General features: G+C 51.6%; 26 protein-coding genes. 10 read left to right on the top strand and 16 right to left on the bottom strand.

Features of this window, described 5'->3' with window-relative positions; translation table 11 throughout:
* Positions 1–106 precede the first annotated feature (106 nt).
* Positions 107–973, bottom strand: coding sequence for an RNA polymerase sigma factor (locus tag CODIS_RS07345; protein WP_154723047.1), 867 nt, complete (start codon positions 971–973; stop codon positions 107–109).
* Positions 974–1255: 282 nt separating this feature from the next.
* Between CODIS_RS07345 and CODIS_RS07340 the strand changes: the two genes are divergently transcribed.
* The 8 genes from CODIS_RS07340 to CODIS_RS07305 all read left to right on the top strand — a co-directional run bounded on the left by CODIS_RS07340 (position 1256) and on the right by CODIS_RS07305 (position 10842).
* The gene (locus tag CODIS_RS07340; RefSeq protein ID WP_069123089.1) at positions 1256–2080 is read left to right on the top strand and encodes a glycosyltransferase family 2 protein; all 825 of its coding nucleotides are present in this window, start codon (positions 1256–1258) and stop codon (positions 2078–2080) included.
* Between the two features lie 107 nt (positions 2081–2187).
* On the top strand, positions 2188–2682 hold the full coding sequence (locus CODIS_RS07335) for a hypothetical protein (RefSeq protein ID WP_069123085.1): 495 nt from the start codon (positions 2188–2190) through the stop codon (positions 2680–2682).
* Positions 2683–2821: 139 nt separating this feature from the next.
* Positions 2822–3544 carry an SDR family oxidoreductase gene (locus CODIS_RS07330; protein ID WP_069123081.1) on the top strand — a complete coding sequence of 241 codons (723 nt, stop codon included), beginning with the start codon at positions 2822–2824 and terminating at the stop codon, positions 3542–3544.
* Between the two features lie 2 nt (positions 3545–3546).
* A complete protein-coding gene (tsaA, locus tag CODIS_RS07325; RefSeq protein WP_069123075.1) occupies positions 3547–4269 on the top strand; it encodes a tRNA (N6-threonylcarbamoyladenosine(37)-N6)-methyltransferase TrmO in 723 nt (240 codons plus the stop codon).
* A 215-nt stretch (positions 4270–4484) separates the two neighbouring features.
* Positions 4485–6947, top strand: a complete 2463-nt coding sequence (locus CODIS_RS07320; protein WP_069123073.1) for an EAL domain-containing response regulator — start codon at positions 4485–4487, stop codon at positions 6945–6947.
* 58 nt (positions 6948–7005) lie between these two features.
* Positions 7006–7386, top strand: coding sequence for a hypothetical protein (locus tag CODIS_RS07315; RefSeq protein ID WP_154723046.1), 381 nt, complete (start codon positions 7006–7008; stop codon positions 7384–7386).
* On the top strand, positions 7379–9208 hold the full coding sequence (locus CODIS_RS07310) for an ABC transporter ATP-binding protein (protein ID WP_069123065.1): 1830 nt from the start codon (positions 7379–7381) through the stop codon (positions 9206–9208). The genes CODIS_RS07315 and CODIS_RS07310 overlap by 8 nt, the downstream gene beginning before the upstream one ends.
* A 518-nt stretch (positions 9209–9726) precedes the next feature.
* Positions 9727–10842, top strand: a complete 1116-nt coding sequence (locus CODIS_RS07305) for a lipid A deacylase LpxR family protein (protein ID WP_069123061.1) — start codon at positions 9727–9729, stop codon at positions 10840–10842.
* 171 nt (positions 10843–11013) lie between these two features.
* Here CODIS_RS07305 and thpR read toward each other — a convergent pair whose 3' ends face one another.
* The 10 genes from thpR to CODIS_RS07255 form a co-directional block, all read right to left on the bottom strand.
* Positions 11014–11535: an RNA 2',3'-cyclic phosphodiesterase gene (gene thpR / locus CODIS_RS07300; protein ID WP_069123056.1), complete on the bottom strand. Its 522-nt coding sequence runs from the start codon at positions 11533–11535 to the stop codon at positions 11014–11016.
* Positions 11536–11685: 150 nt separating this feature from the next.
* Entirely contained in the window at positions 11686–12201 is a 516-nt protein-coding gene (gene pncC, locus CODIS_RS07295; RefSeq protein WP_069123050.1) for a nicotinamide-nucleotide amidase, read from the bottom strand.
* Positions 12202–12477, bottom strand: coding sequence for an amphi-Trp domain-containing protein (locus tag CODIS_RS07290; protein WP_069123046.1), 276 nt, complete (start codon positions 12475–12477; stop codon positions 12202–12204).
* 50 nt (positions 12478–12527) lie between these two features.
* Positions 12528–13874, bottom strand: a complete 1347-nt coding sequence (locus CODIS_RS07285; protein ID WP_162420161.1) for a metallophosphoesterase — start codon at positions 13872–13874, stop codon at positions 12528–12530.
* A complete protein-coding gene (locus CODIS_RS07280) occupies positions 13864–14568 on the bottom strand; it encodes a histidine phosphatase family protein (protein WP_069123036.1) in 705 nt (234 codons plus the stop codon). The genes CODIS_RS07285 and CODIS_RS07280 overlap by 11 nt, the downstream gene beginning before the upstream one ends.
* Positions 14569–14626: 58 nt before the next feature.
* A complete protein-coding gene (locus CODIS_RS21155) occupies positions 14627–15592 on the bottom strand; it encodes a histidine phosphatase family protein (RefSeq protein ID WP_083220604.1) in 966 nt (321 codons plus the stop codon).
* A gap of 45 nt (positions 15593–15637) precedes the next feature.
* Complete coding sequence (locus CODIS_RS07270) at positions 15638–16768, bottom strand: HprK-related kinase B (RefSeq protein ID WP_069123029.1); 1131 nt, start codon at positions 16766–16768, stop codon at positions 15638–15640.
* Complete coding sequence (locus CODIS_RS07265) at positions 16765–17655, bottom strand: GAK system ATP-grasp enzyme (RefSeq protein ID WP_069123026.1); 891 nt, start codon at positions 17653–17655, stop codon at positions 16765–16767. Before CODIS_RS07265 ends, CODIS_RS07270 begins: the two co-directional genes overlap by 4 nt.
* Complete coding sequence (locus CODIS_RS07260) at positions 17648–19285, bottom strand: aminoglycoside phosphotransferase family protein (RefSeq protein WP_069123022.1); 1638 nt, start codon at positions 19283–19285, stop codon at positions 17648–17650. The genes CODIS_RS07265 and CODIS_RS07260 overlap by 8 nt, the downstream gene beginning before the upstream one ends.
* A 1-nt stretch (position 19286) precedes the next feature.
* Positions 19287–19775, bottom strand: coding sequence for an NUDIX domain-containing protein (locus tag CODIS_RS07255; protein ID WP_069123019.1), 489 nt, complete (start codon positions 19773–19775; stop codon positions 19287–19289).
* 601 nt (positions 19776–20376) lie between these two features.
* Here CODIS_RS07255 and CODIS_RS07250 point away from each other — a divergent pair.
* Complete coding sequence (locus CODIS_RS07250; RefSeq protein ID WP_069123016.1) at positions 20377–21432, top strand: GGDEF domain-containing protein; 1056 nt, start codon at positions 20377–20379, stop codon at positions 21430–21432.
* Between the two features lie 110 nt (positions 21433–21542).
* Here CODIS_RS07250 and CODIS_RS07245 read toward each other — a convergent pair whose 3' ends face one another.
* The 3 genes from CODIS_RS07245 to CODIS_RS07235 all read right to left on the bottom strand — a co-directional run bounded on the left by CODIS_RS07245 (position 21543) and on the right by CODIS_RS07235 (position 24708).
* Positions 21543–22484, bottom strand: a complete 942-nt coding sequence (locus CODIS_RS07245; protein WP_069123014.1) for an aldo/keto reductase — start codon at positions 22482–22484, stop codon at positions 21543–21545.
* The gene (locus CODIS_RS07240; protein WP_069123010.1) at positions 22468–23793 is read right to left on the bottom strand and encodes an NTP/NDP exchange transporter; all 1326 of its coding nucleotides are present in this window, start codon (positions 23791–23793) and stop codon (positions 22468–22470) included. The genes CODIS_RS07245 and CODIS_RS07240 overlap by 17 nt, the downstream gene beginning before the upstream one ends.
* 240 nt (positions 23794–24033) lie before the next feature.
* Complete coding sequence (locus CODIS_RS07235; RefSeq protein ID WP_069123006.1) at positions 24034–24708, bottom strand: hypothetical protein; 675 nt, start codon at positions 24706–24708, stop codon at positions 24034–24036.
* Positions 24709–24929: 221 nt separating this feature from the next.
* Here CODIS_RS07235 and CODIS_RS07230 point away from each other — a divergent pair, with 221 nt between their 5' ends.
* Positions 24930–25640 (top strand): hypothetical protein, encoded by a 711-nt coding sequence (locus tag CODIS_RS07230; protein ID WP_154723045.1) that lies wholly within the window; start codon positions 24930–24932, stop codon positions 25638–25640.
* Positions 25641–25655: 15 nt separating this feature from the next.
* Here CODIS_RS07230 and CODIS_RS07225 read toward each other — a convergent pair whose 3' ends face one another.
* Positions 25656–26378 carry a GDSL-type esterase/lipase family protein gene (locus CODIS_RS07225; RefSeq protein WP_069122996.1) on the bottom strand — a complete coding sequence of 241 codons (723 nt, stop codon included), beginning with the start codon at positions 26376–26378 and terminating at the stop codon, positions 25656–25658.
* A partial coding sequence (locus tag CODIS_RS21345; RefSeq protein WP_235615152.1) for a hypothetical protein occupies positions 26375–26580 on the bottom strand: 206 nt, incomplete at its 5' end. The genes CODIS_RS21345 and CODIS_RS07225, both read right to left, overlap by 4 nt.

Here is a 26580-nt window from a genome sequence, read left to right as displayed (position 1 = left end):
ATTCTACACTACCTACCTGTGCGCAGAAACCTCTAGCCCTGCACTTGTCATCAAAAAAAGGTTGAAAATGGTCCCATAGAGCCGATTGTCTCAGTCTCAACAGGCCCTAAGAGAGTTTGCGTACCCGGTTCCCTTTCTGGTGGGTTCGTTTGCCTAGATTCGAAAATCTGGATCTGACCTGGTCTTTGAAATGACCCAACTTTCCAGCGATACCTGTGGAAGCGTCCGATTTTACAGGGGCCTCCTCAGGCTGACTCGGTTGCTCCGTCTGTCTGAGCCACATATTGAATGAATCAATGATCTCCTGATCCCACGAAGCAGGTGGCTTCACCACCCTGCTCTCACGATAGAGCCTCTCCAATGAGCGTTTCTTTGGACAGCCTGAATCCTCCATTGCCTCGCGGAGCTCCGACTCGGCTTCCCGCAATCCTTTCTCAACGTCTTTCCTGCTGACATTCAATGTCCTGGAAATGGCCGTTTCACTGATACCGATCTCATGTTTGAAGAGAAAATAGCGCTTCTTCTCAACAGACAGTTGTTTGAAGTGCTCCATAAGGACCAAGCTCCAATTACCGTCTTCCTCGATATCGCGGGGTAGATAGTTACTCGGCATATCAGTGCCCTGAGAAATGCCTGGATTTTGCACCGACTTGCCGAGATATGAATAAAATGAGCGCTTGAGATCTTTTGGGGTTTTGATGGTTAGCCCGGAAACCACCAGGTGGCGCCATGCCGAATAGTAGGCTGCCTTGCCATATTCGCCGGTGCCATATTGCCTGACTATAAAGCGATAGACACGTCCTCGGTATCGCTCATAGAAGGAGGTAAAACCCTCCTTATCGTGCTGTAATATCTTCTCAAGCACAGCATCGGTATCAAATCTTCTCGATCTCACTTCAGCATTGGCTCCGAGGAGAAACCCTCCTCTCAGGTAGGTTGCTGGAATGTGCAAAATCCCTTGCCAGGCACTCATTTTCAAGAATCCGTCCATAGGTTACGGTGCACAGTTTCGTTGACAATTATAAAGCATACGGGGTTTTTTGCCTGTTTTTTGACAAGCGGCTCAAACAATTTCACAAAAAAACACTTGTTTTCCAGGTTATTAAGATGAATTCAAACCACCACCCCATATTTCGGTTATTGGTAATGTGCTATAAACAACCCTCTTGCCGCCCGCAATAACCGTTACGATTGACCGGATACTGAATTCACCGCCTCAAACCCGTTTTCACATCACCAAGTCCAACCTTGACATATGTCGGTCTCAGTTATCATTCCAACCTACAATCGCGCCCATACACTGCCGAGAGCGATAGATTCGGTATTGTCACAGACCCGTCCGCCGCTGGAGATCATTGTCGTCGACGACGGTTCAGATGACGATACAGCGCGGCTGATGACAGATCGATATAGCCAGTGCGACTATCAATACCAATCCAACCAAGGTGTCAGCAGTGCACGAAATCTGGGAATCAAGAAGGCCCGCGGTGAATGGATCGCCTTGCTCGACTCAGACGATCGCTGGTTACCGGATAAACTCCAGCTACAGCTCGAGTCATTGACCGATTCACCGCACTATCGTCTTTGCCACAGCAACGAATTGTGGATACGCAAAGGCGTCAGGGTCAACCAATTGCGAAAACATGAGAAAAGCGGTGGCATGATCTTCCAGCGCTGCCTACCGCTGTGTGTCATCTCTCCCTCATCGGCTATATTGCACCGTACATTATTTGACGATTTCGGTCTGTTCGATACCGAACTGCCGGCCTGTGAGGATTATGATCTGTGGCTGAGGATCTGTGCCACAGAAGAGGTCCTGTTTATCGACAAACCCCTGATAGAAAAATATGGCGGTCATGCAGACCAGTTGTCACAACGCCATTGGGGCATGGACAGATTTCGTGTCCATGCCTTAATCAAGTTGCTCGAAAATAGTCGGCTTGATAGGAATGACCGGATTGCCGCCGTGAATACATTGGTGAAAAAAAGCGGAATCCTGGCCCAGGGCGCAGAGAAGCGTGGTCAATACGAACGTGCGGAGTATTATCGGGCAATTCAGCGGCGTTATACGATGGAATGAGGCAGATGCGACAACGGGACAGCAAGTTTACCAACCTCGTCATAGCGCTTCCTGCCGAGGCGAGGCCATTAATTAACTTACTAAAATTACAACGTGATCAGGTAAACATGAAAATACCTGTTTACCATGGTAACGGGATCCAGTTAGTCATAACCGGGCCGGGAGCGACAGCATCCGCCCGGGGGGTGCGCTATATACAGTCGATCAAATCCTGTTCTACTGCACAATGGATCAATTTTGGTATCTGCGGTCATGGATCTCTCGCTGTCGGCACACCGCTCTTGATCAACCGCGTTATCGATCGGCAAAGCGGCATGGAGTGGCCACTAACAATTAAACACTTGATTACCAGGACGACCGGAGCATTGACATGCGTACCCGAGCCCCAATCCGAATATACGGATGATATGGCCTTCGACATGGAGTCATCCGGTTTCATTCAGGCCGTGAATGATATCGATATGATCGAATACGCCAAGATCTTCAAGATCGTTTCGGATAACCCCGCCAATGACTCACGAGGAATCAGTGCTAAATTCGTGGGCACACTGGTTCAACAACAACTCGGTTTGATTCGCTCAATGATCGAATTGACTCAGTAACCTGTTTGTCGATTTCCTGCTGATACTGATTGGGGAGGATTTCCGGCTACCTTTTTAAAATTGATTACCGTTTATAACAGGCAATTGTTACCCTATCCGTTCCACACCAGATGACAAACAGTGACAAGTTGAATTGCCGATGGATAAAGAGTCTCATGCGTCACCACGAAAATTACTGGTAACCGGTGCCAGTCACGGTATCGGCGCCGCGATAACACGTCGATTGTTGAATCATGGCCATCAAGTGGTGGCCGTTGGACGTGACTTTGCAAGCTGGTCCGACGAAGATGGTCTCGAAAAGCGTATTGTAGACCTCGCTTCCCTCGATACCTTACCAAAACATTTGCAGGAGATAACAACTGATCACCCAGACATGGATGGTGCGATCTTGAATGCAGGATCCGGACGATTCGGCAATATAGAGGAGTTCTCATATCAGCAGATCAGCGATCTGGTTGCAATCAATTTGTTACAGCATCTTTATGTCGCCCGTGCCCTGGTTCCCTTGCTTAAGCAATCGGGTCACGGCGATCTGGTAGTTATCGGTTCGGAGGCGGCATTGGCCGGGGGGCGCAAAGGTGCTGTCTATTCGGCCTGTAAATTTGCCCTAAGGGGGTTTACCCAATCCCTACGCAGCGAATGTAGCAGCAGGGGCGTCAGAGTCTGCCTGATCAATCCCGGTATGGTGGACACGGATTTTTACCACAAGCTCAATTTCAAGCCGGGTGAACTGGCGGTAAACGCACTGCGGGCGGAAGATATTGCAGACACCGTGATGTTGGTATTGAGGTCTCATCCCGGCACGGTGTTTGATGAAATCAACCTCAATCCTCTGAAAAAGGTAATTCAGTTTAAAAACTAAATATGTATTTCGAGTTCCAACCAATCGGCATCATTCACTCCTGTTTCAAAGAGAAATTCGGCATTCCCAGGCAGTCGCGTCTGATACCCGAAGCTGAGGCTCGGCTGGAGATCCTCCCTCCCTACAACCGGGCGGAGGCTTTTCGCGAATTGGCCGATTACTCCCATCTCTGGGTTGTGTTCGTATTTCATGCTTCTGCAACTGGCGGGTGGAAACCTACCGTTCGCCCTCCCCGATTGGGCGGAAACCAACGGGTGGGGGTATTTGCCTCGCGCAGTCCCATACGCCCCAATCCCATCGGTCTCTCTGTGGTCGATCTGCTCGACCTCGAATTGTCACACAACTGTGTCAATCTGCATTTGGGGGGTGTCGACCTGTTGGACGGCACACCAGTGCTTGATATCAAACCCTACCTACCCTATGTAGATGCCATTCCGGACGCAAACAGCGGGTACGCCGCCGATGCGCCAGGAAAGGCGATCGAATTGAGCTACTCATCAGCGGCGGAAATGGTTCTCAATCGTCTGCCGCCTGCAGAGGCCCATAAACTGCGGCAGCTGATACTGCGCGTCCTGCAAAATGACCCGCGCCCCGCTTACCTGGATGAAAGCAGAAGGAGCCGTTTCGGTATGCGCCTGCACGATTTCAATATTCGTTGGGAGGTTAATGGGGGGACTTTTCATGTCATCGAGCTGCAATCGATCGAGGAGATCTCTGCCGAGTGACGAGCTGTCAGCGGGACCTCATTTCTCCCCGCACGCGGATCTTTGTTGTATCTGCCCATTTCTTCAAAGAGTGCTTCCTGTTGGCCTAACAAACCGCTATCATTCCCTGATCGGACAAGTAGTTAGAAGCTGAAGCAAATGTCGTGCATTGATATGCTGTCCCAGCGTCTCGTGCAGATACGCCGAATTGGTAAAAAAATAAACCCAAATCCCTGATGAGTAACGACAAACCCGTCAAACATATCGCGAAACCCGACCTGGTACAGACGTTTCTGAATCAAGTCCCCGGTAGGGTCTCCGCGATTTTGGAGAATTGGCACCAGTTGGTCCATAGCGATTGGAAAGGCAACCACCTGGATACCCTTATCGAACGAATCACAACGTTGAACGAATCAGGAACAAAATTCGGCGTACCACAAATTGCACAGAGCGGGAGATCTTTGATTTCTCATCTTGGCGACTACCACGGCACCGGCCTGAAGCCCCAGCATGACGACGTCGTTGCCCTGGACGGCCTGGTTCACGCCTTCAAGGACGCTGCTATTCAGGCCTGTAACCAGCAGGCGGAACTGCTCGCCAGTAAACCTGCGGAAGCCGACAAGGATGAATCGGAATTCTCCGCTGAACAGAAAATATTTATCCTAGGTATCGATGAAGCGCTGGCGGCGAATCTGACCCGACACCTGCAAGCCAACCAATTCGACGTCGAGTATCTCACTGACGCGGAAGAGATCATACGCTACTATGAGATCAATCCGGATGATACCAGCTTACTGATCAGCCATGTGGATTTGCTGGGCAAACTCTTCCCTGAATCGAAAAATGGTGGTCTGTGGAACAAGAATAATGCGCTCCCCGGCATGCCCGTAGCCTTCATCGCGGACAGCCCGGACCTTAAGACCCGACTCTCCGCCATGCGCGTGGATGCCAGTGCCTATTGGGTGAAACCGGTCGATCCCTACCTGGCGGCAAAACGCATCCGCGAACTCTCTTCCACCCATTCGCACACCGCCTATCGTGTTCTGATCGTCGAGGATGACCCGGCACAGGCCGATTTTGCCGATGCCATTTTAAGCAAGGCTAATTTTGATTGCCGGTGCGTGACAGATCCGCTGCAGGTCATGGATGTCCTGCAGGATTTAAAACCGGACTTGATCCTGATGGATCTCTATATGCCGGAAGCCAGCGGCACTGAACTGACAACTGTCATCCGGGAAGACAATGAGTTCCTCGACGTACCGATCGTGTTTCTCTCCGGTGAGCAGGATCTTGACAAACAGCTGAGTGCGCTCAGTTTTGGCGGCGAGGACTTTCTCTCCAAACCGATCGCACCCAAACATCTCATTACCACCGTCACCAACCGCATCCGACGCGCACGCCAACTCAGTCACCGTCTGCACGGCCATACCCGGGGTGAAAAAGAGACCGGCCTTCACTCACGCAACTATCTGCTTGAACGTCTTGACGCCCTATTGCAATCGGAGTCACCCATCGATGAAATCACAGGGATCTTCTTTCTGCAGATAGACAATCCGGAAGAACTCATCAAGTCGGTGGGTATCGGCGGCCTTGATGCGGTACTCGCGATGGTTGCCGATCATCTGAAACAGCACCTGCAGAGCCAGGATATACTGACCCGCTTTGGCGACAACAGCCTGAGCCTGCTTGCCTTGCGTCCATCAAGGGATGATCTGCAGTCTCTGGGTGAAACGCTATGTCAGTCGATATCCAAGCAGATCATCGAGGTCGAAAATACCACTGTCGGGGTCACTCTCAGCATCGGCATCTATCCGGTCGAGAGGAATAATCATGATTCTCGCTCAATCATCGCCCATGCTCAGATCGCCAGTCGCCAGGCCCTTGAAGCAGGCGGTAATCAAATCACATTCGTTGAAGCGGAGAAACCACCCCAGGCACAGGTAGGTGAAGGTGCTGCGGTAGACATGGGTACATTGATCGAAAGCGCCATCGAGAAGGACTATTTCGACATCTACTTCCAACCCATTGTGGCCTTACAGGGCAGCACCCAGGCCCATTACCAGACCCTGCTTCGACTTCAGGAACCCGATGGCAAACTGCATCGTGCCGCGGAGTTCATCCCCGCGGCCGAGGAGCTGGGATTGATCAGCAAGGTGGATCAATGGACTACAAGACGGGCAGTCCATGTCATCAATGAACATAAGCTGCAAGGGAATGAGATCCATCTGTTCGTTTCCCAATCCACCGATCTGCTGGAAAACATGGAGCGTCTTACCTGGCTGCGCGAAAAATACCGCCAGGGTCAGGTACAGAAAGGATCGCTGACCTTCGAGTTCAATATCAACGAAGTGGCAAAAAACCTCAAATCCGCGAAGATCTGCTTCGACATCCTGGGCAAGATCGGCATCTCGTCCCTGCTGACCCGCGCCACACTTACACCGGAAACCGAGCGAGTCATCGAGCACCTGCCCATTCAATATCTAAAGCTCGATTTCAACCTGTTACAGGATCCCGAGCAAGGACTCAAGCAGCTCATCGAACTTGCCCACAAAAAAGGTATCAAAGTCATAGCTCCGCAAGTGGAGGATCCACGCAGCATCGCCACTTTGTGGAGCAGCGGTACCGATTACGTACAGGGGAATTTCGTACAGCGGCCGGAAAGCAACCTGATCTACGATTTTAACGAGTCCGTACTCTGAAGCATTCCCCCATCCGGGTTACTGACATTGACTCGCCGGGGGATTAGGGAGCCGTATTATGATGCAACTGCAACGATACACCCTGCCACTGCTACTGGTGCTGGTTTCAACACCTGCCATATCGGCTGATGAGGCCAGAGCTTATCCGAGACCTGTCGAACCCCTCTATGAGGAAGGGGACGAGCAACTCAGCTGCAGGCAGCTGGAACAGCGATTGTCACACCTCGAAAGCCAATCCTACAGTACCAAACCCGGATTCTATGAAGACCCCTATACCGGAGCGTCCATCTGGATCGGTTCCCTTTGGGTGCCAGGCGCCCTGAGCTATCTGGGTTATTCCGCCATTGCCGAATATCGAGAGAATGATCGTCTTCATCATAACCAGAGCCGAATCGAGGCTCTTCGGCGGATGAAGGCCAACCTTCGATGTCATGAGTAGTGATGCCGCATACCCGTTGTCCAAATCCGGCTTGCGCGAAGGGGAGTATCGCTGGAATGAGCTGATCCAGATGGTGCTGCATCACCGGCGTGAGCTGGTTGCCGCCAATCTGATCGCCGTTCTGGGCGCCATCGCCGCCGTACCCGTCCCCCTGTTGATTCCGTTGTTGGTGGACGAAGTGTTGCTCGACCAACCCGGGAAGGCGATTGCCGCCATGAATGCCCTGTTTCCACAGGCCTGGCATGGACCGGTGCTGTACATTCTCGCGGTTCTGGTTCTCACCCTCATCCTGCGCCTTCTCGCGCTTATCTTCGGTGTATGGCAGACATGGCAGTTCACGCGGATCGCCAAGGATGTCATTTTTCATATCCGGCGGGATCTGCTGCTCCGACTTGAATGCGTCTCCATGTCCGCCTACGAGACCATGGGCAGCGGCACCGTCGCTTCCCATCTGGTTACCGATCTGGAAGCCGTGGACAGCTTCGTCAGCGTCACTACCAGCAAGTTCCTGGTGGCTGCGTTGAGTATCATCGGAACCGCGATCGTATTGCTCTGGATCAACTGGGCCCTGGCCTTGTTCATTCTTTTTCTCAATCCCTTGGTGATCTATTTCACCACGATATTCGGGCGCAAGGTCAAACAGCTCAAAAAGAGGGAAAACTCAGCCTTCCAGTTGTTTCAGGAGTCTCTCGAGGAGACCCTGGATGCCATTCAACAAATTCGCGCCAGCAACCGGGAGCGGCACTATATAAGACGCATTATCGACAAGGCCGATAATATCCGTCATCACTCGGCGGCGTTCACCTGGAAGAGCGATGCGGCCAATCGTCTCTCCTTCATGATCTTCCTCTTCGGTTTTGATATCTTCCGCACTGTCAGCATGTTCATGGTACTCTGGTCCGATCTGACGATTGGGGAAATGTTAGGCGTCTACGCCTATCTCTGGTTCATGATGGGGCCGGTGCAGGAAGTATTGAATATCCAGTATGCCTACAATGGCGCGCAGGCAGCGCTCGGCCGCATAAACGAGATGTTGAGCGTCGACCTTGAGCCGACCTATCCGCACAACCACAATCCCTTTCTCGGCAAACCCACTGTCGGTCTTCGTCTTGAGGATATCCACTTTGCCTATGGCGATGGCTCGTCTGTATTGAACGGTGTCAACCTAGAGGTCAAAGCCGGTGAAAAGGTTGCTTTCGTCGGGGCCAGCGGCGGTGGAAAGACCACACTGGTACAAATCATACTGGGTCTCTATCCTGTCAAGGCCGGGCGTGTTCTGTTTGACGAGATTGCCGTAGATGAGATCGGTATGGATGTAGTACGGGACCATGTCGCCACCGTTCTTCAACACCCGGCCCTGCTCAATGACAGTGTCAGGATCAATCTCACCCTGGGACGCGAGATTGCGGATGATAAATTGTGGCAGGCCCTGGAGATCGCACAGTTACAGGAAACCGTGCAAGCCATGGAACATGGTCTGGAGACCCTGATCGGCCGTTTCGGCGTCCGCCTGTCCGGCGGTCAGAGGCAACGGCTTGCTATTGCACGCATGGTGTTGACCGACCCCAAGGTGGTGATTCTCGATGAAGCCACCTCCGCCCTCGATACCACAACGGAAGGCGACCTCCATGCTGCCCTGCAGAGCTTTCTCAAGGGACGAACTACGATAATCATTGCGCATAGACTAAGCGCTGTAAAACAGGCTGACCGGGTGCTTGTATTTGAAGATGGGCAGGTCGTTGAAGAGGGTCGTCATGAGGAATTGTTGGAAAACAACGGCCTCTATACCAGCCTGTACGGTCGGCAGGAGCCGCAGCGTTAGGTATATTGGAGCACTCGCCTATCAAGATTTACTGCCTAAGCCGCTCCGAACCAGGAATGCGGTGGATGAAACCCTTTGATTATCTTATACGTATCGTTGAATAACAGGTTTCTGTCGGTTTCACATGCTCATCCATCCCTGATGTAAATACAGAGTGCAGAAAGCAACAGGGAGACACATGGGTTCCTACGGGGGACTGTGGGAACCAAAAAAACAGATGTAGGGTGCGGCTTGCCGCACCATCTACCAGTTATCACGCTTGGGATGGTTCTGATAACGGTTCGGTGCGGCAAGCCGCACCCTACTTGTCACATCATATTTTGCTCGTTCCCATGCTCCAGCGTGGGAACATATACAGTAGGTAGGTTAGTAATATGCAATATGGTTCCCATGCCAGACCGTTGAAAAATAACCATCCACTCAAATAAACTCAACACTGAAACTTTTTTAACATCATTTTTTTGTAGTGGCTGAGTAAAGTGGATTACCAGGTAGTGGTAAGGAAAGATATAATCTCTATGTCATACAACCATCAACGCAACTCTTATTTTGGATTCTTCCCGTTTGGTTTATTCCAGGCATTAATCTTGACGGTGGCCCAGATAGATCATGCAGAGAGCGACTGGGATAAGGATATGCGTGTTAAGAATGAATCATATGACACAGGCTGGCAGATCTATTTCGATAATGACATCTCCTTCAACGACGAAAAGGATCGAAATTATACGGGAGGCCTTGCACTCACTTTAACAGGTAAGCGTGCCGCCGATTACTGGTTCTCTCTCGACCCATGGCTCAATAGTCTGGATCGACTGAGCGGCTTCGGCAGAAACCAGACAGGGGACAATGGCATCCACAGACATGCCATCGAATTCGGCCTAACCATTTTTACCCCCGATGATCTCGCTGAATCAGATCCCATTGAGAACGATCACCCCTATGCCAACATGCTGTTTATTTCCAACAGCCAGAGTCGTGTCTACCCCTCACGTGGATTGCTTTTTCAGTCGACGCTGCTGCTGGGAGTCCTGGGCACGGATGTAGGTGAGGAAGTGCAAAAGGCGATGCACAACCTGACCGACTCCGACCAACCTAGGGGATGGAGCAATCAGATCTCTGACGGTGGTGAGTTGACGGCCAAATACTCAATCTCTATTCAGAAGTTGCTGCAGAGTCGTCAGGGAAACCTTTCGTATGATGTCAGAGTCGGGCTTGAAGCCGGTATCGGTTATACGACGGACATCAACGGCGCAATCAGTTTTCGGCTGGGGAAACTCAATACGCCTTGGTGGCAATTTACCCCTCATCAATCCGAATACATCAGCTTTGGACAAACATTCGGACATACAACCGATCATGGGCACACTCGACCGGAGTTCTTTATCTGGGGGGGATTGAACCTGAAATACCGTTTTTACAACGCCATACTGCAAGGCCAGTTTCGCAACAGTGCAGTGACATTCAACCGGGATGAATTGGAATCTGTGATTCTGAATGGATGGCTGGGTATCACCAAAACATTCAGCAACGGAATGGGTATCAGCTTTGTTATGCGCAAGCAGAACAATGAGATCGAGAACAGCGGCAAGGATGACCCTTTCTGGAGTGGACTGATTATCAGCAAGACCTATTGATCTCTTCTATTCCCATTTTTCTCATTTCCACGGGGGACTTAAAAACAGATGTAGGGTGCGGCTTGCCGCACCATCTACCGATTACCACGCTGGGATGGTTCTGTTAATGGTTCGGTGCGGCAAACCGCACCCTACTTGTCACATCATATTGTTTACGTGGCATGCCCAGGCCTATCCCAGTGCCCAGCGCCGCAACACCTGATAACGTGTCCCGGATGAACCCGGGTTCGCCGAAGACGCCAAGACAAACTCGTTCACCTGCCAGACAATAGGCTCCGCCAGTTGTTGCGGGACAACCCGGCGCGCCTTCCTGTAAAGGGTGACATGGGGTTTATAACTACGTTCCTCCGGTTCGTGTCCACAACCGGTCAGGCCATTGTTCAAATCCACAACCAGTTGGCTGAGCGCTGGGGGCGTCTCTCCCGGTGAGGCCCAGAATATCCTGGGTCTCGACCAATAGCCGGTACGATCAATCGACAACTCGATCGGCGCCCCCCTGATACCATCGGCAACATCTTCGATACAGCGCTTTTGGGATGGCGCTATCTGACCGAGAAAGACCAGGGTCATATGCAGATCTTTTGCATTATGACGGCGCCCTTCTCCCGGCTCGGATGTATGCGCCAGGGTACTCAGGCGATACCGTACCGTCTCGTCCGGCCATAGGGCAAAGAAATAACGCTCCTCACTCATCACTCAGTCTGATTACCTCGCTCACTCTGCTATTGAATCCATGCTCCATTCAGTCACGAAACGATAGAGATGCCGCTAGCTATATACTCGAGCTTTAGAGTGACTCTCCTTATTAGCCGTGATGGTTGAAACAGAGCCCCACCAAAGTAATCAAATGGAGGTGCGAGACGCACTCAGTATTCCCTCAAGTTGTTGTAAAGCGTAGACCACCGCCTGCCAACGCACCTGGTTGCGATCACCATTGAAACAGTGCCGCTGGGCCATCCCCTCGCTACCCTTGACCTGCCAGGCGAAGCAGACGGTTCCCACCGGCTTTTCCTTGCTGCCGCCACCGGGCCCGGCAATCCCGCTGATTGCCACTGCCACGTCGGCACCGCTTTCAGTCAATGCTCCTTGCGTCATCTCCAGGACACAGGCTTCGCTTACCGCACCGGATTGTTGCAGGGTTGTGGACGAGACGCCCAACATTGTCTGTTTCGACTGATTGCTGTAGGTCACAAATCCGCGGTCGAACCAATCGCTGCTCCCGGGCAGATCGGTCAATATCTTGGCAAGCCATCCACCGGTGCAGGACTCGGCGACAACCAAACGATAACCCTGTTGGCGCAGCCTGCCGGCACATACTTCAGTCAGCTCTTCAACGGCTTGAGCCGATGCAGTATCCATCTATTTCACTTTGACCTTTAAATTCTTGCTCTTTTTCGGCCTGTCCGTTTCGACCTGCCAGGTAATGCGTAGATTAATGCGATGCCGTTCCTCATCCTGAGTGGCGGCGACTTTCAACTGCAGCAGTCCATTTGGCTGCATAACCATCTCGCCATCCTCATCGCTGAGGGTCAGTTTACCTTTTGCAATCCCTTGAGAGATCGCCTTTAGAAGCGCCTGAATCGACTCTTTATCCTGCAACGATTCATGACGGAAGTTTTTCTTACCCTGTCTCATGATTATTTCCCAACTCTACATCGATTAAGCATAGGCGGCTCAGAGATTACCTATGTAAATGATTTATAATCGAACACCTTGATATGCGGATAGTCAGTACTGATACCCATCACAAGCTGTTTTGGGTGAAAGATGGTCACTGCGGCACCCTTTCCTTTGAGCCCTTCCTTAATGCGAGTATAGCGATCGATAGTGGCGTCGCATTCAAAGTGGATCATCCCCTTGCGCAGCATGATCCTTTGTCCGTAATGACGGTTGGCATGGCCATGGACTATGGTGTGGATGCCCGCATCGTGCATCAAGTCGCTCCCTTTGCGTGTCAGCGGCATATCCACGTCCCGGTATTTTGTACGAATCAGATTGGCCATTGGTCCATAGTAAAATTCAAAAATCTCATCTTCGACACTGTCCCTGAACTCCATGTTGATGTACTTGATGCCTTTACGCTCGATCAGTTTCGCCATCCTGTCATCTATACCTGCGTGGACAAAAAGAAAAGAGCCTTGTCGGTAGACCAGTTGCATTTGCTTGAAGAACCAACTGAATTCTCCCTTCGGCTTGATAAACAGCTGTTGCCATTTCATCACAGCGGCATATACATGGCGCAATGAGAGACCTACCGCCTCGCAGTCCGATTCAAAGTCGTCTATCTTCTCCTTGAGACGTTTCAGCTCCCTGGCCATACGTTTATCAGGCATCACCCAACTCGCCATTTTCGGAAACTCCTTAAACCAGCGCTTCGGCGGGTAGAGTATGCGTCGGCAGGTGCGGGTGGGCGGCACACCCTTCAATGCATCCTTCTCCTGAAGATACTCATCGACGATTTCACGCAACATGGGTATGACCTTACTGCCCATACGTATAAAGAAGTGGTCGTGGCGAGGATCGGGATCCATGCCCACCGATGCAATACCCAACTTGATGCGCAGATCGTGATTACCCGCCAGCAGCACTACCTTGGCTCCCAGCTGTTTCAGCTGCTGTATCGACCGTAACAGTTTTAGGTTGCTTGGCCCCTTGTCGAAACAGTCCCCGCCGATGACGAAAATGGCATCTTTGCCATGTGAGGTCAGCTTCAACGCATGCTGTTTACTCCCTGTCTTTTTCACCCCACCCGATGCCACCAGAGAGGCGATCAAGGCATCCGCGTCGGCATGCAGGTCGGAAAAGAAGTAGAGCTTGCGTTTTGGCCACTGCCATTTACCTCGTTTCACCACTTCTCTCAACAGACCCGCCGTTGAACTGCGCTGCCCCCTCTCTTTGACAACCGAACGCTGTCTGCCCAAGAGCCACGGCTGACTGTTTGTGGGTAATTCCACATCAAGCCATTTCCGGCCCTTGTATTCCGGCAGATACCGGGTGTGACGTTCGATACTGTTTTTGTTCTTAGTCGTCAAATGATTCACCTTTCGAGCGGATCTTCCACTCTCCAGTCAGATGCTGCCATGGTCCATCCGGCACACATTCGAGAAAAACCGGCCGGCAATGATACATACTCAGTGCCGCAATCTGATCAAATGGCAATACACCGAGATGGTGGGCGGCATGACGAAAGGCAGCACCATGACCGACAAACAACTTCACGGTATCCGACTTTACCTGCGATTGCAGTTCGACAAGCCGCTGCTGCATGTGCTCCGCCACCCGTTGGCCGGCATCCATGAGCGATTCCGCTCCCTGAAGCGGTAGTCGATAGTGGCTGTCGGACTTCCAACCGGCCGGCGGCGGAGAAAATCGGGGATCGTCCCGCAATACCGACTCTATCTGTTGCAACGACAGGTTGGCCGCTGAACCCAGGGAACGCTCGGCCAGTGCATCGTATGATTCGATTTGCAATCTATCCTGACTTGCAATCTGCAATCCCTTGCGAATCATTTCAGCGGTCTGCCAACCACGCAACAAGCGCGAACTGTCGATTACCGGATGCAGCCGCCATTTGAACATTTCGAGGACACCCTGAATCAGGGTTACCGAGCGCTCTGCCTGCTCTGCCCCAACCCCCGTCAAGGGATAGGGTTGCAGTGCACTCGGGGTATCAGGCAGTTGATGATACTCGCCATGACGCAATATGGCGGCTATCAATCTAGCCACGACTCAGCGCCATACAAGACAGAGGGTGTTCGTTGAGCAAGACCATGCGTTTGACGACCTACCCTTTCAATTGTTTGGCCAGGGCTTGTATCATCGGTTTCAATTCAACCTGCTTGACCCGTTTCATCGCCTGTTTAGGCGCCAGCCACTCGCGTCCGCGATGGCGCTCCTCCCACTCTTTTTCCGGCAATTCACGGGTAACCTTCATCGGGTAGACACTCACCGTGCATTCAGCGCCCCATTTTTCATAGGAATAGGCGCCTATGGGCGCTTCAGCAACCTCGCCCTCGACACCTGCCTCCTCCAAGGCCTCTTTTGCTGCCGAATCCTGCAGACTCAATGCGGGTTCGCTGATCCCTTTCGGCAATACCCAATGCTTCCGCTTACTCGACATGACCACCAGGATTTCAACCTCGCCCTCCTCTATCCGATAAGGAATCACCGAGGATTGTTTGTAGTAGTAGGCCGGCCGATCCCGCATCTCAGTGCCATGTTCATCGGGATACGGGAATTTCTTGTCCATACTGCTCGGGCGAGCGATGGACAGCAGCTCACCGTCCCCTGCCTTCAGATCAATCCAGTCATCCGGCATTTCAATATGCGCCAAAGTTGCGGTGGGAATCAGTTTGCCGTCACTGGGCAGAGGGATGCGCTCACCGTGCAGATACTCTGTCAGCATCTCCAATCCCGGGTTGTGTCCCACCAACATGACCCGCTTGCCGTCAGGTGGCACATCCGAGAGTACCCGCAACAACTCACCCACATTGGCGGCATAGATGCGCCGATCCTGTACGATGGCATCGGCATCGCCACCCATGGCCTTCACCGTCTTCTGAGCAGTCACGATGGCACGCTCTGCGGGTGAACTGATGACATAATCGGGCTGTAACTGCTGCTGCAGCAACCACACCCCCATGCGTTGGGCGCCACGTTTGCCGCGATCCTTTAGCGGGCGCTTGAAATCCTCTAACTGTTGACTCCAATCGGACTTCCCGTGTCTGAGCAACATCAATTCTCTAGTCATTGTCTGTCTGCCTCATACAGTTCTTAGTTGCTGGGTGTCTGTTTGCTAGGGCCTGTCAACACTCATCCATAGTTTCAAACACAACTCTTTCAACCCGGTAAAATCTATTTTACCTGTCACCTCATAGATTGGGACACGCTTCAGCAGGTCCAGATAAGGTGCGGGCTGAAGCGGTTCATCATCCCTTATAAACTCACCTAGGCTATCCTGAAAGAATGGCCCTGGAGATTTCATCACCGCATTCAGCAATTCACTGCGTTGCGCAATGTCGACCTTTGTCATCTTAACCGGTGCACGCTCACCCCTGCTCCAGTTCAGGATCACCATCGCCGCAAAGGATACAGGTGTCGAGGTATCGATACGATCGCGGCCATACAGCCGTTCTACATCCACATCGAACTTCTCTTCAAGCTCCCATAGCTCCTGGTGCGGCAACCTCAGCAGCTGTTCCCTTCTCTGTTCATCGATCAGCGGTGAAAGCCGTGGACTGTTCACCACGGTGCCTGGATTGATACGGGGAAGCTTGGGGATGCCCACCGCCTCCACCCCGACGTCCCGACGTCGCAGGAAGAGCCGGTCATTGGTCAGATAGCGACTCTTCGGGTGTTCCATCAGATGCAGCATCAGGGTCGACTTGCCACCCCCGGAAAATCCGGCCATGGCGATCGCATGATTATTCAGGATCAAGCCGGCGGCGTGACAGATCAACCACTCCCGCTGCTGCAGCCAGTTCATTACCTGCGAATTGATGAAATTGATCAGCTGGTTGTCATATTCCTCACAAGGCCCGACCGCGATGCGCCACTGCTCGCTCTGCAGAAACAGCATGCCGGTGCGCACCTTGAGCACCAGGCGGCCATCTGTCAGTTCCACATAGGCATCCTTGCGTCCACTTTTGCCCGCTTCGCGGCGCCAGTCGATAAACGGCAGACCGGTCTCGAGCTTATCGCTCTCGATCGCAGTGACTTCGATGGTCGCCAGACCCCTGGTCTTGGGCAGATGATGAAAATAACTTGCCAACCGATCCAGCAGCGACTGACTGTTGGAACGAATCACCAGGACACAATCACCTATGTTCAGCTGCAACGGCTCCCCGCACAGTTGCACCTTTTGCATAAGCAGCTTGGCCGCATCCCCGGCACTGCTGACACCAATCCATTCAGCAGGCGTGTTCATACGTCGAGTTCCTCCAGTATATAGGCCACATAGCGGGATGGCACATCGATGCCCATACCCTCTTTCGCTCCACGAAAACCACCGAATGCGGAGACCTCGAAGACCACCGGCCCCTGTTCGGTCTCCGCCACATCGACAGTGGTAAAGTCAAGACCGAAGATTGCCTGCGCCTTGCGGGCAAGCGTCACCAACGCCTCGTCGGCCTGATAACCCTCGTAGTGACCGCCGCTCCTGATGGTGGTGTTCCAGGTCCCCGATTTCCCCACCCGGGCGTAGCTACCGAGATATTCCCCATCGAGAAACACCATTCCCAGATCCCTGCCCGGTAGCGCGAGCTTTTTCTGGATGTACATCACCGGATTGTCCACCCGAAAGGCCTCGATCTGTTGCCACAGCTGTTGCGGATCCTGATCGGCATCGATCAACGTCATCCCTCTGGCCTTGGTGGAATAGAGCGGTTTGAAGACAGCCGATCCAAATGCAGTGACCGTATCGGCAGCGATGGCAGCGCTCTCGGTGATGCGGGTTGGGGGCATAGGAATATCTGCATTGTAGAGTGACAGGGTGCAGCTGAGACGGTCGATCAGGCGAATGATACGCTCTACCTTGCTGAACACCCGCACCCCGGCACGCTGCAACTGGCGCAACATCTCCAGTCTGTCCAGGACATGGGGACTGTACTCTTCGCTGATCTTTTTCACCACGATCCCATCGAGACGGGTCAGATCATGCTCCCGATAGACGAGTCTGCCGCTGTCGAGTTCGGCACAAACCTCGGCCATGTCGATCACCAGGCGAAAGCCTGTGGCCGCCTCCACCGCGTCCGCCAGGGCCTCCGTGGACCATTTTCCAGGGATGCCGACCACCCCGATCTTCGGTTTAGCCAATGAATATCTCCTTTACGGGCACCACAAACGGGCGCTTGGATTTGGATTCGCTCTCGAGCAGTCTCTCCATCAGGTAGGTGGCGCGCGAGAACATGCGCTCCGACAGGGATTTATCAAGAATAAAACGGGTTGATGTGGCAAAGGAGCGGATCAGGCCCATCGCCAGTCGCAGCTCGAAGCTCTCATCCCCCTGTTTGCGGGCAAAGGCCCTGGCGAAGCGATAGAAGGCGTGGCAGAGATCCATGATCCGCCGCCTGACCCGGGGATCGAACACCCGCAGTCGATAGTTGGAGACCATGAAGACGCTGACATCCTGTAGATAGTCCATATAGCTGGATCGGTGCAGATCGATGAAATTGATACGTTTCTCCCGCGGGTCGAAGATGATGTTATCGACGTTGAAATCACCGTGGATGTAGACGGAAAACGGCGCCTTGACGTCAGACTCGAAGCGTTGCATCCGCTTCAGGAGTTCATCGAATGCGGGAAACGCTGCGCCTCCGATATTAACCGCCGGCTGTCTGAATTCGGGATGGATGGCATACACATCCCCCATGCGCTTCGCCAGCTGTTTCATATACCCGGCGGAGACAGGCTTCTTGGTCTTGGTCTCAAGCCATACCTGTGTCAGGGTCTTGGTCAGATGGTTCAGGGCCTGCTGAAGCAGCGCATCCGAACCGTCAAGCAGGATCTGTTCGAAGGTCTGCCCCGCCAGGTGCTCAATCAACAGGGCCGCGGAATCGCCCTGTTTCTGATAGGCGAGGATCTTCGGCGCCAGTCCGGGAAAGATGTCGTGCCAATCATTGACCCGCTGCTTCTCCTCCTTCAGCTTACGCTTGCGGCCATCCTTGAAGATGGCGTGGTAGCCGCTGCCCTCTTCATCGCTGCTGAGCGCGTTGATGGCGCTGCCCGATTTGGTCTCTGCGATCGGTTTGAACGCCAGTTTATCGATGTCGTTCACCGTCTTGAGCTCTGTCACCGAGGCATTGAATGCATGGTAACGGTCGGTACTGAAATGCTGCCCCATCGACGCAGAGATGATCGCCTCGCTGACCCGCAACATGGCATTGCCCATCTGCTCGATAATATGCGCCAACATGACGAGCGAAATCCGGTCCGCTGGATGTTTCTCCTTTTTCAGCAGCCTCGAGTATCGTTTGAGCTGTTTTTGGTAGGCATCGACCAGGTGTCGTTCCACCTTGCCGATCTTCAGGGCCTGGCGGGTATCCTTTGCCGACAAAGCGGGTTCGATCAACTCCAGCCCATTGCTGACCCGGTCGATCATTTTAAGGAAATCCTTCACCCTCAGCATACCCCGATGTTGAACATGGGCGCTCTGCATCACCGCATCCCGGCAAAGCTCCACAACCCGCTCCAGCTGGCTGGCGATCACCTCCACCGATCTCAATAACTGGTAATCAGCATCTTGTCCGCGGGATGAAGACATCTCCCGCAAACAGTGGTTATGGATGCTCAGCTTCAGATTTTCCACATACCCCTGACGGTCCAGCAGCCGGCTGGGGATGGTTACCGTAGGCAGGGTCAGATAATCCTCCAGCAGGGAGAGGTGGGTGGTGGTCTCGGTTAGCAGAAAATGAAGGTTTTCCTGGATGCTTTTGGCGAGGGGCATGTCAGTCGATGACTCCCAGATATGTCGGTGTCGTCGCTTGCGCTAGACCGGGTAGATGGGGTGCCAATCCTTTGGGGAAGATCTCATGGTTGAGGATATCGGCAAAGGGCACCCACACCACATCGATCTGATGTTTGTCGGGATGGTGACCCGATGCGGGTTGATAGCTTGCCGGCAGGGAGCAGCCGAACAGAAACTCAACCAGATGCCGCACCGAAGGGTAGGCAGTATCGCGCTGTTTGTAGAAATCGGCAATGGCGAGCAGGCTCTCGATCTCCACGGTGGCGCCGATCTCCTCCTCGCATTCACGCACCAGTGCCTGGACCAGGGTCTCGTGCACATCCTGACCTCCACCGGGAAGGGTGTACCAGGTACCGCGCTGTTGCGCCCATTTCTTCTGCATCAATACCGCATGATCACGTACGATCACAGCGCGCACGGCATTACGGATGTTCGGTTCGAGCCCTTTTTTTTGTGGTTGGTCATTCATTGGGCAGTTGAGTAGCCACCTTTGTGCTCATTGTAATAATCATTGATTAGAAAAAGCATTGCTATCAATCATTATTAATGCAGTTAATTATTTATCCGGCCGTTCACAACCCATTACAATATCGGGATGCAAGTAGGCACTCATTGCATACCCGAAACTGATAGGTTCGCTAGGGCCTGTTAACACTAATCCAATGCGCCCTGTTGTGCCTGAAAAAGCGCCAATCAAGGCGCACCCCAAGGGCACTTCCTTCGGGGCGCACCCCAAGGGCTGGGGCTGTTTTCGCCCCCAGCTGCGTTATCATTCGCTCATGTAGAATGACTACACCTCGCTCATTCTGCCTTGCTGGGCACAAAAACAGCCCCAGCAGGGCGTATTGGATTAGTGTTAACAGGCCCTAGCTAATATTTGCGAGAATTAACGAAACGCTGTGTATATAATTATGGGTGAAATCAAAACAACTAAATGACCACATGATTTCCAAACCCCAGTTAATTGTCCAGGCCTTACCTGATGTGAAAATTAAACCTGATAAAATTAAGGTATTTTGGCTGAGAACCTCTTAAAGGTAACTAAAAAAAGAGAATTGATTGAAGTCGATATGAAAAAAAAGCCTGAGAGAAGAACAATGGGCGCATACCCAAAATCTCGAGAAAAAGCCGGTGAGATCTTCCGTTTGACAGTCGCCTTTCTGGCGAAACATGAACTCATTATCAATCCTGTCAATTTCAGTATTGCATACCACTATGTCCTCGGTGAGGATCCCGCTCTAAATGCACGCTTGGACGAGCTGCTGAAGAGTGATAAGGGTTGGCAGGAAGAAACTGTAGAGAAGCTGTTCAGACACTATGTCTGCAATTGTGATGAAGCGGTGCTGAGGAATCTGAGAGACGAACTGATGGATATCGTCGCCCATACCTTGGGGACCATGATCGATCTGACCGGCAAGACATCGATAACCAATGAAAAGATTAAAACGCATATCGATACCTTGGCGGAAAGTAACAGGATTGAAAGTGTCATGCAGGCGGTCTCTTCGATCATATCGGAGACCCGCTCATTGGTTACCGAGACGAATCAGTTTGAGACACAACTGCTCAATTCAACCGACGAGGTTGAGAAACTCAAGGAGGAGCTGAGTTATGCCAGGCAGGAAGCGATGCTGGACCCGCTGACGGGGGTGATGAATCGACGAGGATTCGATCAGACACTCGCCTCGATGATCAGTGAGGTAGAGGAGCAGCATGCTGCTAATTTCTGCTTGGTGCTCATAGACATTGATCATTTCAAGGAGGTCAACGACAATCATGGTCATCTGCTGGGAGATAAGGTGCTGCGCGCAGTGGCGGAGTTGTTAAATCGTCACACCAAGGGAAAAGACGCCTGTGCGCGTTTTGGCGGTGATGAGTTCGCCATCCTGCTGCCGGATATCGGTTCCAGCAATGCGCGGAACCTGGCCGAGCATTTCCGTACCGTTATCGAGAAGATCGTACTCAAACGACCGAATACCGGGAGTGTCGTCGGCGGCATTTCGGGATCGATCGGTGTGGCTGCATTCCGTATGGGGGAATCCTGCGAAGATTTTCTCAACCGCTGTGATCAGGCGCTCTACCGCTCTAAATCACTGGGCAGAAATCGGGTGACACTGGCGGATTGATTTGAATCCCTTTCAAAGGATTCAAATCAATATGGATTAGTGTTAACAGGCCCTAACCCGGCATCTGAATAGTTTGTTTTCAGGATCGTAATTAACAATATCCTGAAAGGTCAGGCTTGAGGTATTTTCTCAAAGGTTCTTTCCATCTCTCCGCGCATCGCGCTATCAGGCATTTTTCCAAAACCTGCGCTCATATTATCAAGTACATGGTGTACCTTTGAGGTTGCAGGTATGGCACAGGTGATGGCTGGATGGGAGACGATATATTTAAGGAAGAACTGCGCCCAACTGTTGCAGTCGAATTCATCCACCCATTCCGGCAAAGGTTTCTCTTTCACCTGTCTGAACAGGCTGCCCCGCGCAAAGGGACGATTTGCGATCACAGCGATCCCCCTGTCCATCGCCAAGGGTAACAGTCTGCTTTCTACCGCCCGGTCTCTGATATTGTAACTCAGTTGAACAAAGTCGAAAGGATTGTTCGAGAGAACCCGGTACAACTCATCATGATCACGGCCATGAGATGTCGTAATGCCGATATATCGGATTTTACCCTCCGCTTTCATCCTCTTCAGTGTCTCAAGATGTACTTGCCAGTCTCTCAGATTGTGTATCTGCATGAGATCGAAACGTTCGACGCCCCACAGCTTCCTTGAGAGTTCCATCTGAGTGACACCATGCTCTTTTCCGTCTGTCCAGACCTTGGTGGCTGCAAACAGTGATCCCGGTTGGGTACGTTTTAACAGGGTGCCGAGTACATGTTCAGCGGAGCCGTACATGGGGGATGAATCGATCAGTGATCCTCCCATACTAAAAAACTGCTCCAATACCTTGCCGAGATTGGCTATCCTTTCACTGTTTCCGGCAGAATCAAAGGTGCGTGAGGTGCCCATTCCAATTACGGGTAATGTCTCATTGCTGACAGGTATCGTTTTTTTGATTGCTGTTCGTTCTACAGCCTGAATCAAGCTGGGAGTAAGCCAACAACTGCCAGCCATAGCGGCAATCATTTTGAGCAGTGCCCTACGTCCAATCGGATTATCTGATCCATTCATAGCCTCCTCCTGCAGAAGTTGCGTGTTGTCCATTCGCCATAATAGTTTGCCGCCGACCCAATCTGTATGCAATCCATGCCCAAAACAGGGATATCGGTACAGCGATCCAGGCGATGCTGGAGAGCGTGAAGCCGACCGATTTAAGACCTGCATAGAGCCAGGAGCTGACGGCATCCCCACCGCGATAGACTACGGTATCGATAAAATTCTTTGCCTTATATTTCTCTTCCCGACTAAGGACTACATACAGCATCTCGCGTGCCGGTCGCATAATGGCGTAATTTCCCGCCCGCCTCATTACTTGAACAGCGATCAAAACCGGTAGTGTCGGATAGAATCCCAACAATAGAAAGCCGAAAGCAAGTAGCAGAGGGATCAAAGCCAATGTAATACCCAGGCCAACCCCCTTCACCAGGCGTGAAGTCACAAAGGTCTGTAACAATAGAGTAAGCAGATTCACGCTGAGATCGATCGCAGCAAAAACAGATGTACGTGTTTCCGAGTCGGAAAATGCATCTTTGACGATCTGTGCCTGTTGAAAATAGAGAAATGTGGAGAGCAGCGTAAACAAAAGCATCAACAGGCAGATTCCCAACAAGTAGGGGGAGGAGAGAGCAAGGCGAATGCCGTCCAGTATTGCTCCTCCCAGCGGCTTGTCATCGTGTCGATGAGGTTCATAGATTTCATGCTGAGTACGTTGCCAGGCGATCAGCCGATAAATGCTGATGATAGATAGACCAAGCAGTCCGGCCGATATCAATAGCATTGATGCATTGCCGATAGATTGAACCAGCAAGGTTGTCAAGAGTGGTCCCGTAATCGCGCCGATAGTTCCTCCTGTGGCGATTACGGCAAACAACCGCCTTGCCTGTTCATTTTTGAACAGATCGGTCATAAAGCTCCAGAAGACCGAGACAACAAACAGATTAAAGACACTCAACCAGACGAAAAAGATCCGGGCAGTAAGTATCTGTGAAAAACCGGATTCGAAAAGCAGATAGAAGAGTAGAATATTGACGATAAAAAAATAGTAGATGTAGGGTAGAAATAGTTTGCGTTGCAGATGTGATGTCACATAACCAAACAGTGGCACTGCCAGCAGCATGACGATAAAGGTGGCTGTGAACAGCCATTGCAATTTATCTACCCCCGCTATCACTCCCATCTCGTCGCGGATCGGGCGCATTATGTAGTAACTGCTGAGCAACGAGAAAAAATAGACAAAGGACCAGATTACCGCACCATATTCACCCGGGTTGATATTGACCATGTTTTTTACATGGTTGTGAATGGCGAAGCGTCTGATCATCGTAGTTTACAGCTGTCAGTCCTTATGATGATGGTTCGGGAGATAGCCGTTAAATTGCTGTACTGCAGTGCTTCACGAACTGTGCACTACCTGAATTATGGGCAATTTTATAAAAGTTTATGCAATAGACATCCTTCTGTATGGCAACGCCTCACCCTGCAGAGTGATTCAATCGGCAATCTATTGAGTTGTCGGGTTACTGTTATCCGGAAGTTTACAGGGTGGATCTGCTTGCCGGCTTTATTTACTACGTAAAAGGTCGAGCAGGGAGTGGGCCTGATCGATGAATTCTGTTATCAGTTCAGGGTCAACTCGCCTGTCTTTCTGGTAAAAGATCACTCGATCGCCCCGGCTCTCAACCACCCAGCCGGGATTGTTGGCGAAATGGGTCAGCAGGTCATTATTGAATAACGATCTCACTTTAGCCTCTTCACGGGCGGCCAGACGGTAGTTTTGAGTAAAGTTCGGGGTCTCATCAAAAGCCACTGTTCTGAAGTCTGTATTCAGAGTGCGTTTAGACTTGTCATTCGGACTCAGATCGAAGTGTGGCAGGGGGGTGATTTCGTGGAAGGCAACCACTGTTTGCATATGTGTCAGGATTACCCCCTCGTCGGTCAAACTGGGGATTTCACGTCTGCCCTCAAATCCCTGAGTGGCTTCGAAGGTGTAATTGAAAACCAAAATACGGTCTCCGATACGTCCGCCTCGCATCATGTTCTGAATCAGTGGCTGACCCTGGTTGAAAAGATAGAAATCAGCATCATCAACGAATTGGGGCAGTCTCTGTTGGCCGGGATCAAGCGTGAGACCGATGCGTTGGGCCGCTTTCGCAAGTGCATCACGGCGGTGGTTCTCGAAATACCATGCGGCAATGAGAATGACAGCGACGATGATCAGAAAAATCGTGATTTTCAATCTCCTTTCCCCTTGTACTCCATCTGTGATTCCAGAATTAGGTGGGTCCAGTTACAATGTCACTGCATGGCAGAGATGATCTCGTTTTTAAGCTTGTGGCCAACAATCTGTAATATATTTCAACTTGGAATTTAGATTCTATCAGAATTGATATTCCGGTTGCCGGTGCAATGGGTAAAAATTTAACAATCCAGTCGAATTATGGCAGGTATAAAAAACCAGTGAGTGATACACAGATAGGCAAGCAGTTCGAGGGTGATCTCGATCTTCATGAAGCCCAGGATATCAAGTTACCTAAGACCCTGTTTGTTAATGGTAATCTGGACCTTTCAGGGAGTCATAACGTTCGCTTGCCCAAGCGTCTGCATGTCGCCGGAAACCTTGATATGTCGGATACGATGATCGAGGAGTTGCCTCCCAGGCTTCGTGTCGATGGTGACCTCAGTCTATTCAGCACAAGGATTCATGCGCTTCCCAAAGGCATCAGACTCGGCGCCGGACTCGATCTGCGGGCAAGCAGAATCATGAAGTTGCCCAAGGGTCTGGTGGTGCCGGGAGATCTGGAGCTTTCCGGTACTCTGATAGAAAGCTTACCTAAAAATCTCAGCGTGGGAGGGGATCTCTATCTGGGCAATTCTGAGCTGACCGGACTTCCCGCAAACCTCAAACTGGGTGGAGGATTGGACCTGTCCGCGACACCCGTCAAGGAGTTGCCGAATGGCCTGAAGATCGGCGGCTGGTTGAACCTGGTCGGGACTTCCATAAAGTGCCTTCCCAAAGGGCTTAGCGTGGGCGAATGGCTTGACCTTCGGGCCGTTGATATCAAAAAATTGCCCAAGGATCTTCAGGTGGGCGGCGATCTCTACCTGGCGGGTACGCGAATCAAGCGTTTGCCCGGCAACATCAGGGTTGGAGGGGATATCGAGTTCTGAATCAGAGTATTCCGTCTAATTGCACAAGCCATGCTTTTCGATTAGCGCCTGCTGTAAAAACGGTTGAGCAAAGGCTTGCAAGTCCTGATATGCCAATTTAGTGATGTGTGACAAATCCTCGGTGTAATAGCCTTCCTTACGGTTTCCCTGTGAATCGGTCATCAACCGTTCTATCTCCAAGACACTGACTCCTTGCTCATTCGCATAGTTTCTGATCCAGTCATTGACCGCTAAAACGTTCGAACTGATGTAATCCTGGAAACTACGTTTTCCCAATATTTTTCCGATAAACTGCATGACGGAAGTTTTTATGTCTGACGGCATACCGAAAGTTACCTCAGTTGCGATGATCGGTATGATTCCCGCTTCTTTAGTGCGGTCTATCATGTATTTCAGATTCTCAATTGCTGTTTGGCGTGTCTGTGCTTCCAGTTCCATTGGCGCATTCGAGAAATCGTTGATATGGCCCCAGATAATAACCGCTGCAGGATTGTTGGAGATGGCATCGGATTCAAAGCGTCCGCGAACCTGAGTTGAGGTCTCACCGGATATGCCTTTATTGACAACCGGTAGACATGCCACTTCATTTAATGGCCAGCCTTGCAAATAGGATGCGCCTATCATTACGATCTGTTGTGAACCAGGTTGATCGCTTGCTTTATCCGACAAAACCGGACCTGCGTAAGTTGCGATTGAAAATACAAAAAGCGCCAAATACAAAGAAATGGGATGTTTCATGGATAAAAAAACTTTCCTGTAATGTTGAAATTAACGAGATGTAGCAACAGGCTTTTTATATCCGCTGCCTCAAGATCACTCAAAGAGGCAGTGTAGCAATAGAATCTCAGACTAGGGCCTGTTAACACTAATCCAATACGCCCTGTTGTGCCTGAAAAAGCGCCAATCAAGGCGCACCCCAAGGGCACTTCCTTCGGGGCGC

It is taken from the genome of Candidatus Thiodiazotropha endolucinida, from assembly GCF_001715975.1.
GTDB lineage: Bacteria > Pseudomonadota > Gammaproteobacteria > Chromatiales > Chromatiaceae > Thiodiazotropha > Thiodiazotropha endolucinida.
This window is presented reverse-complemented; position numbering and strand designations above follow the sequence as displayed.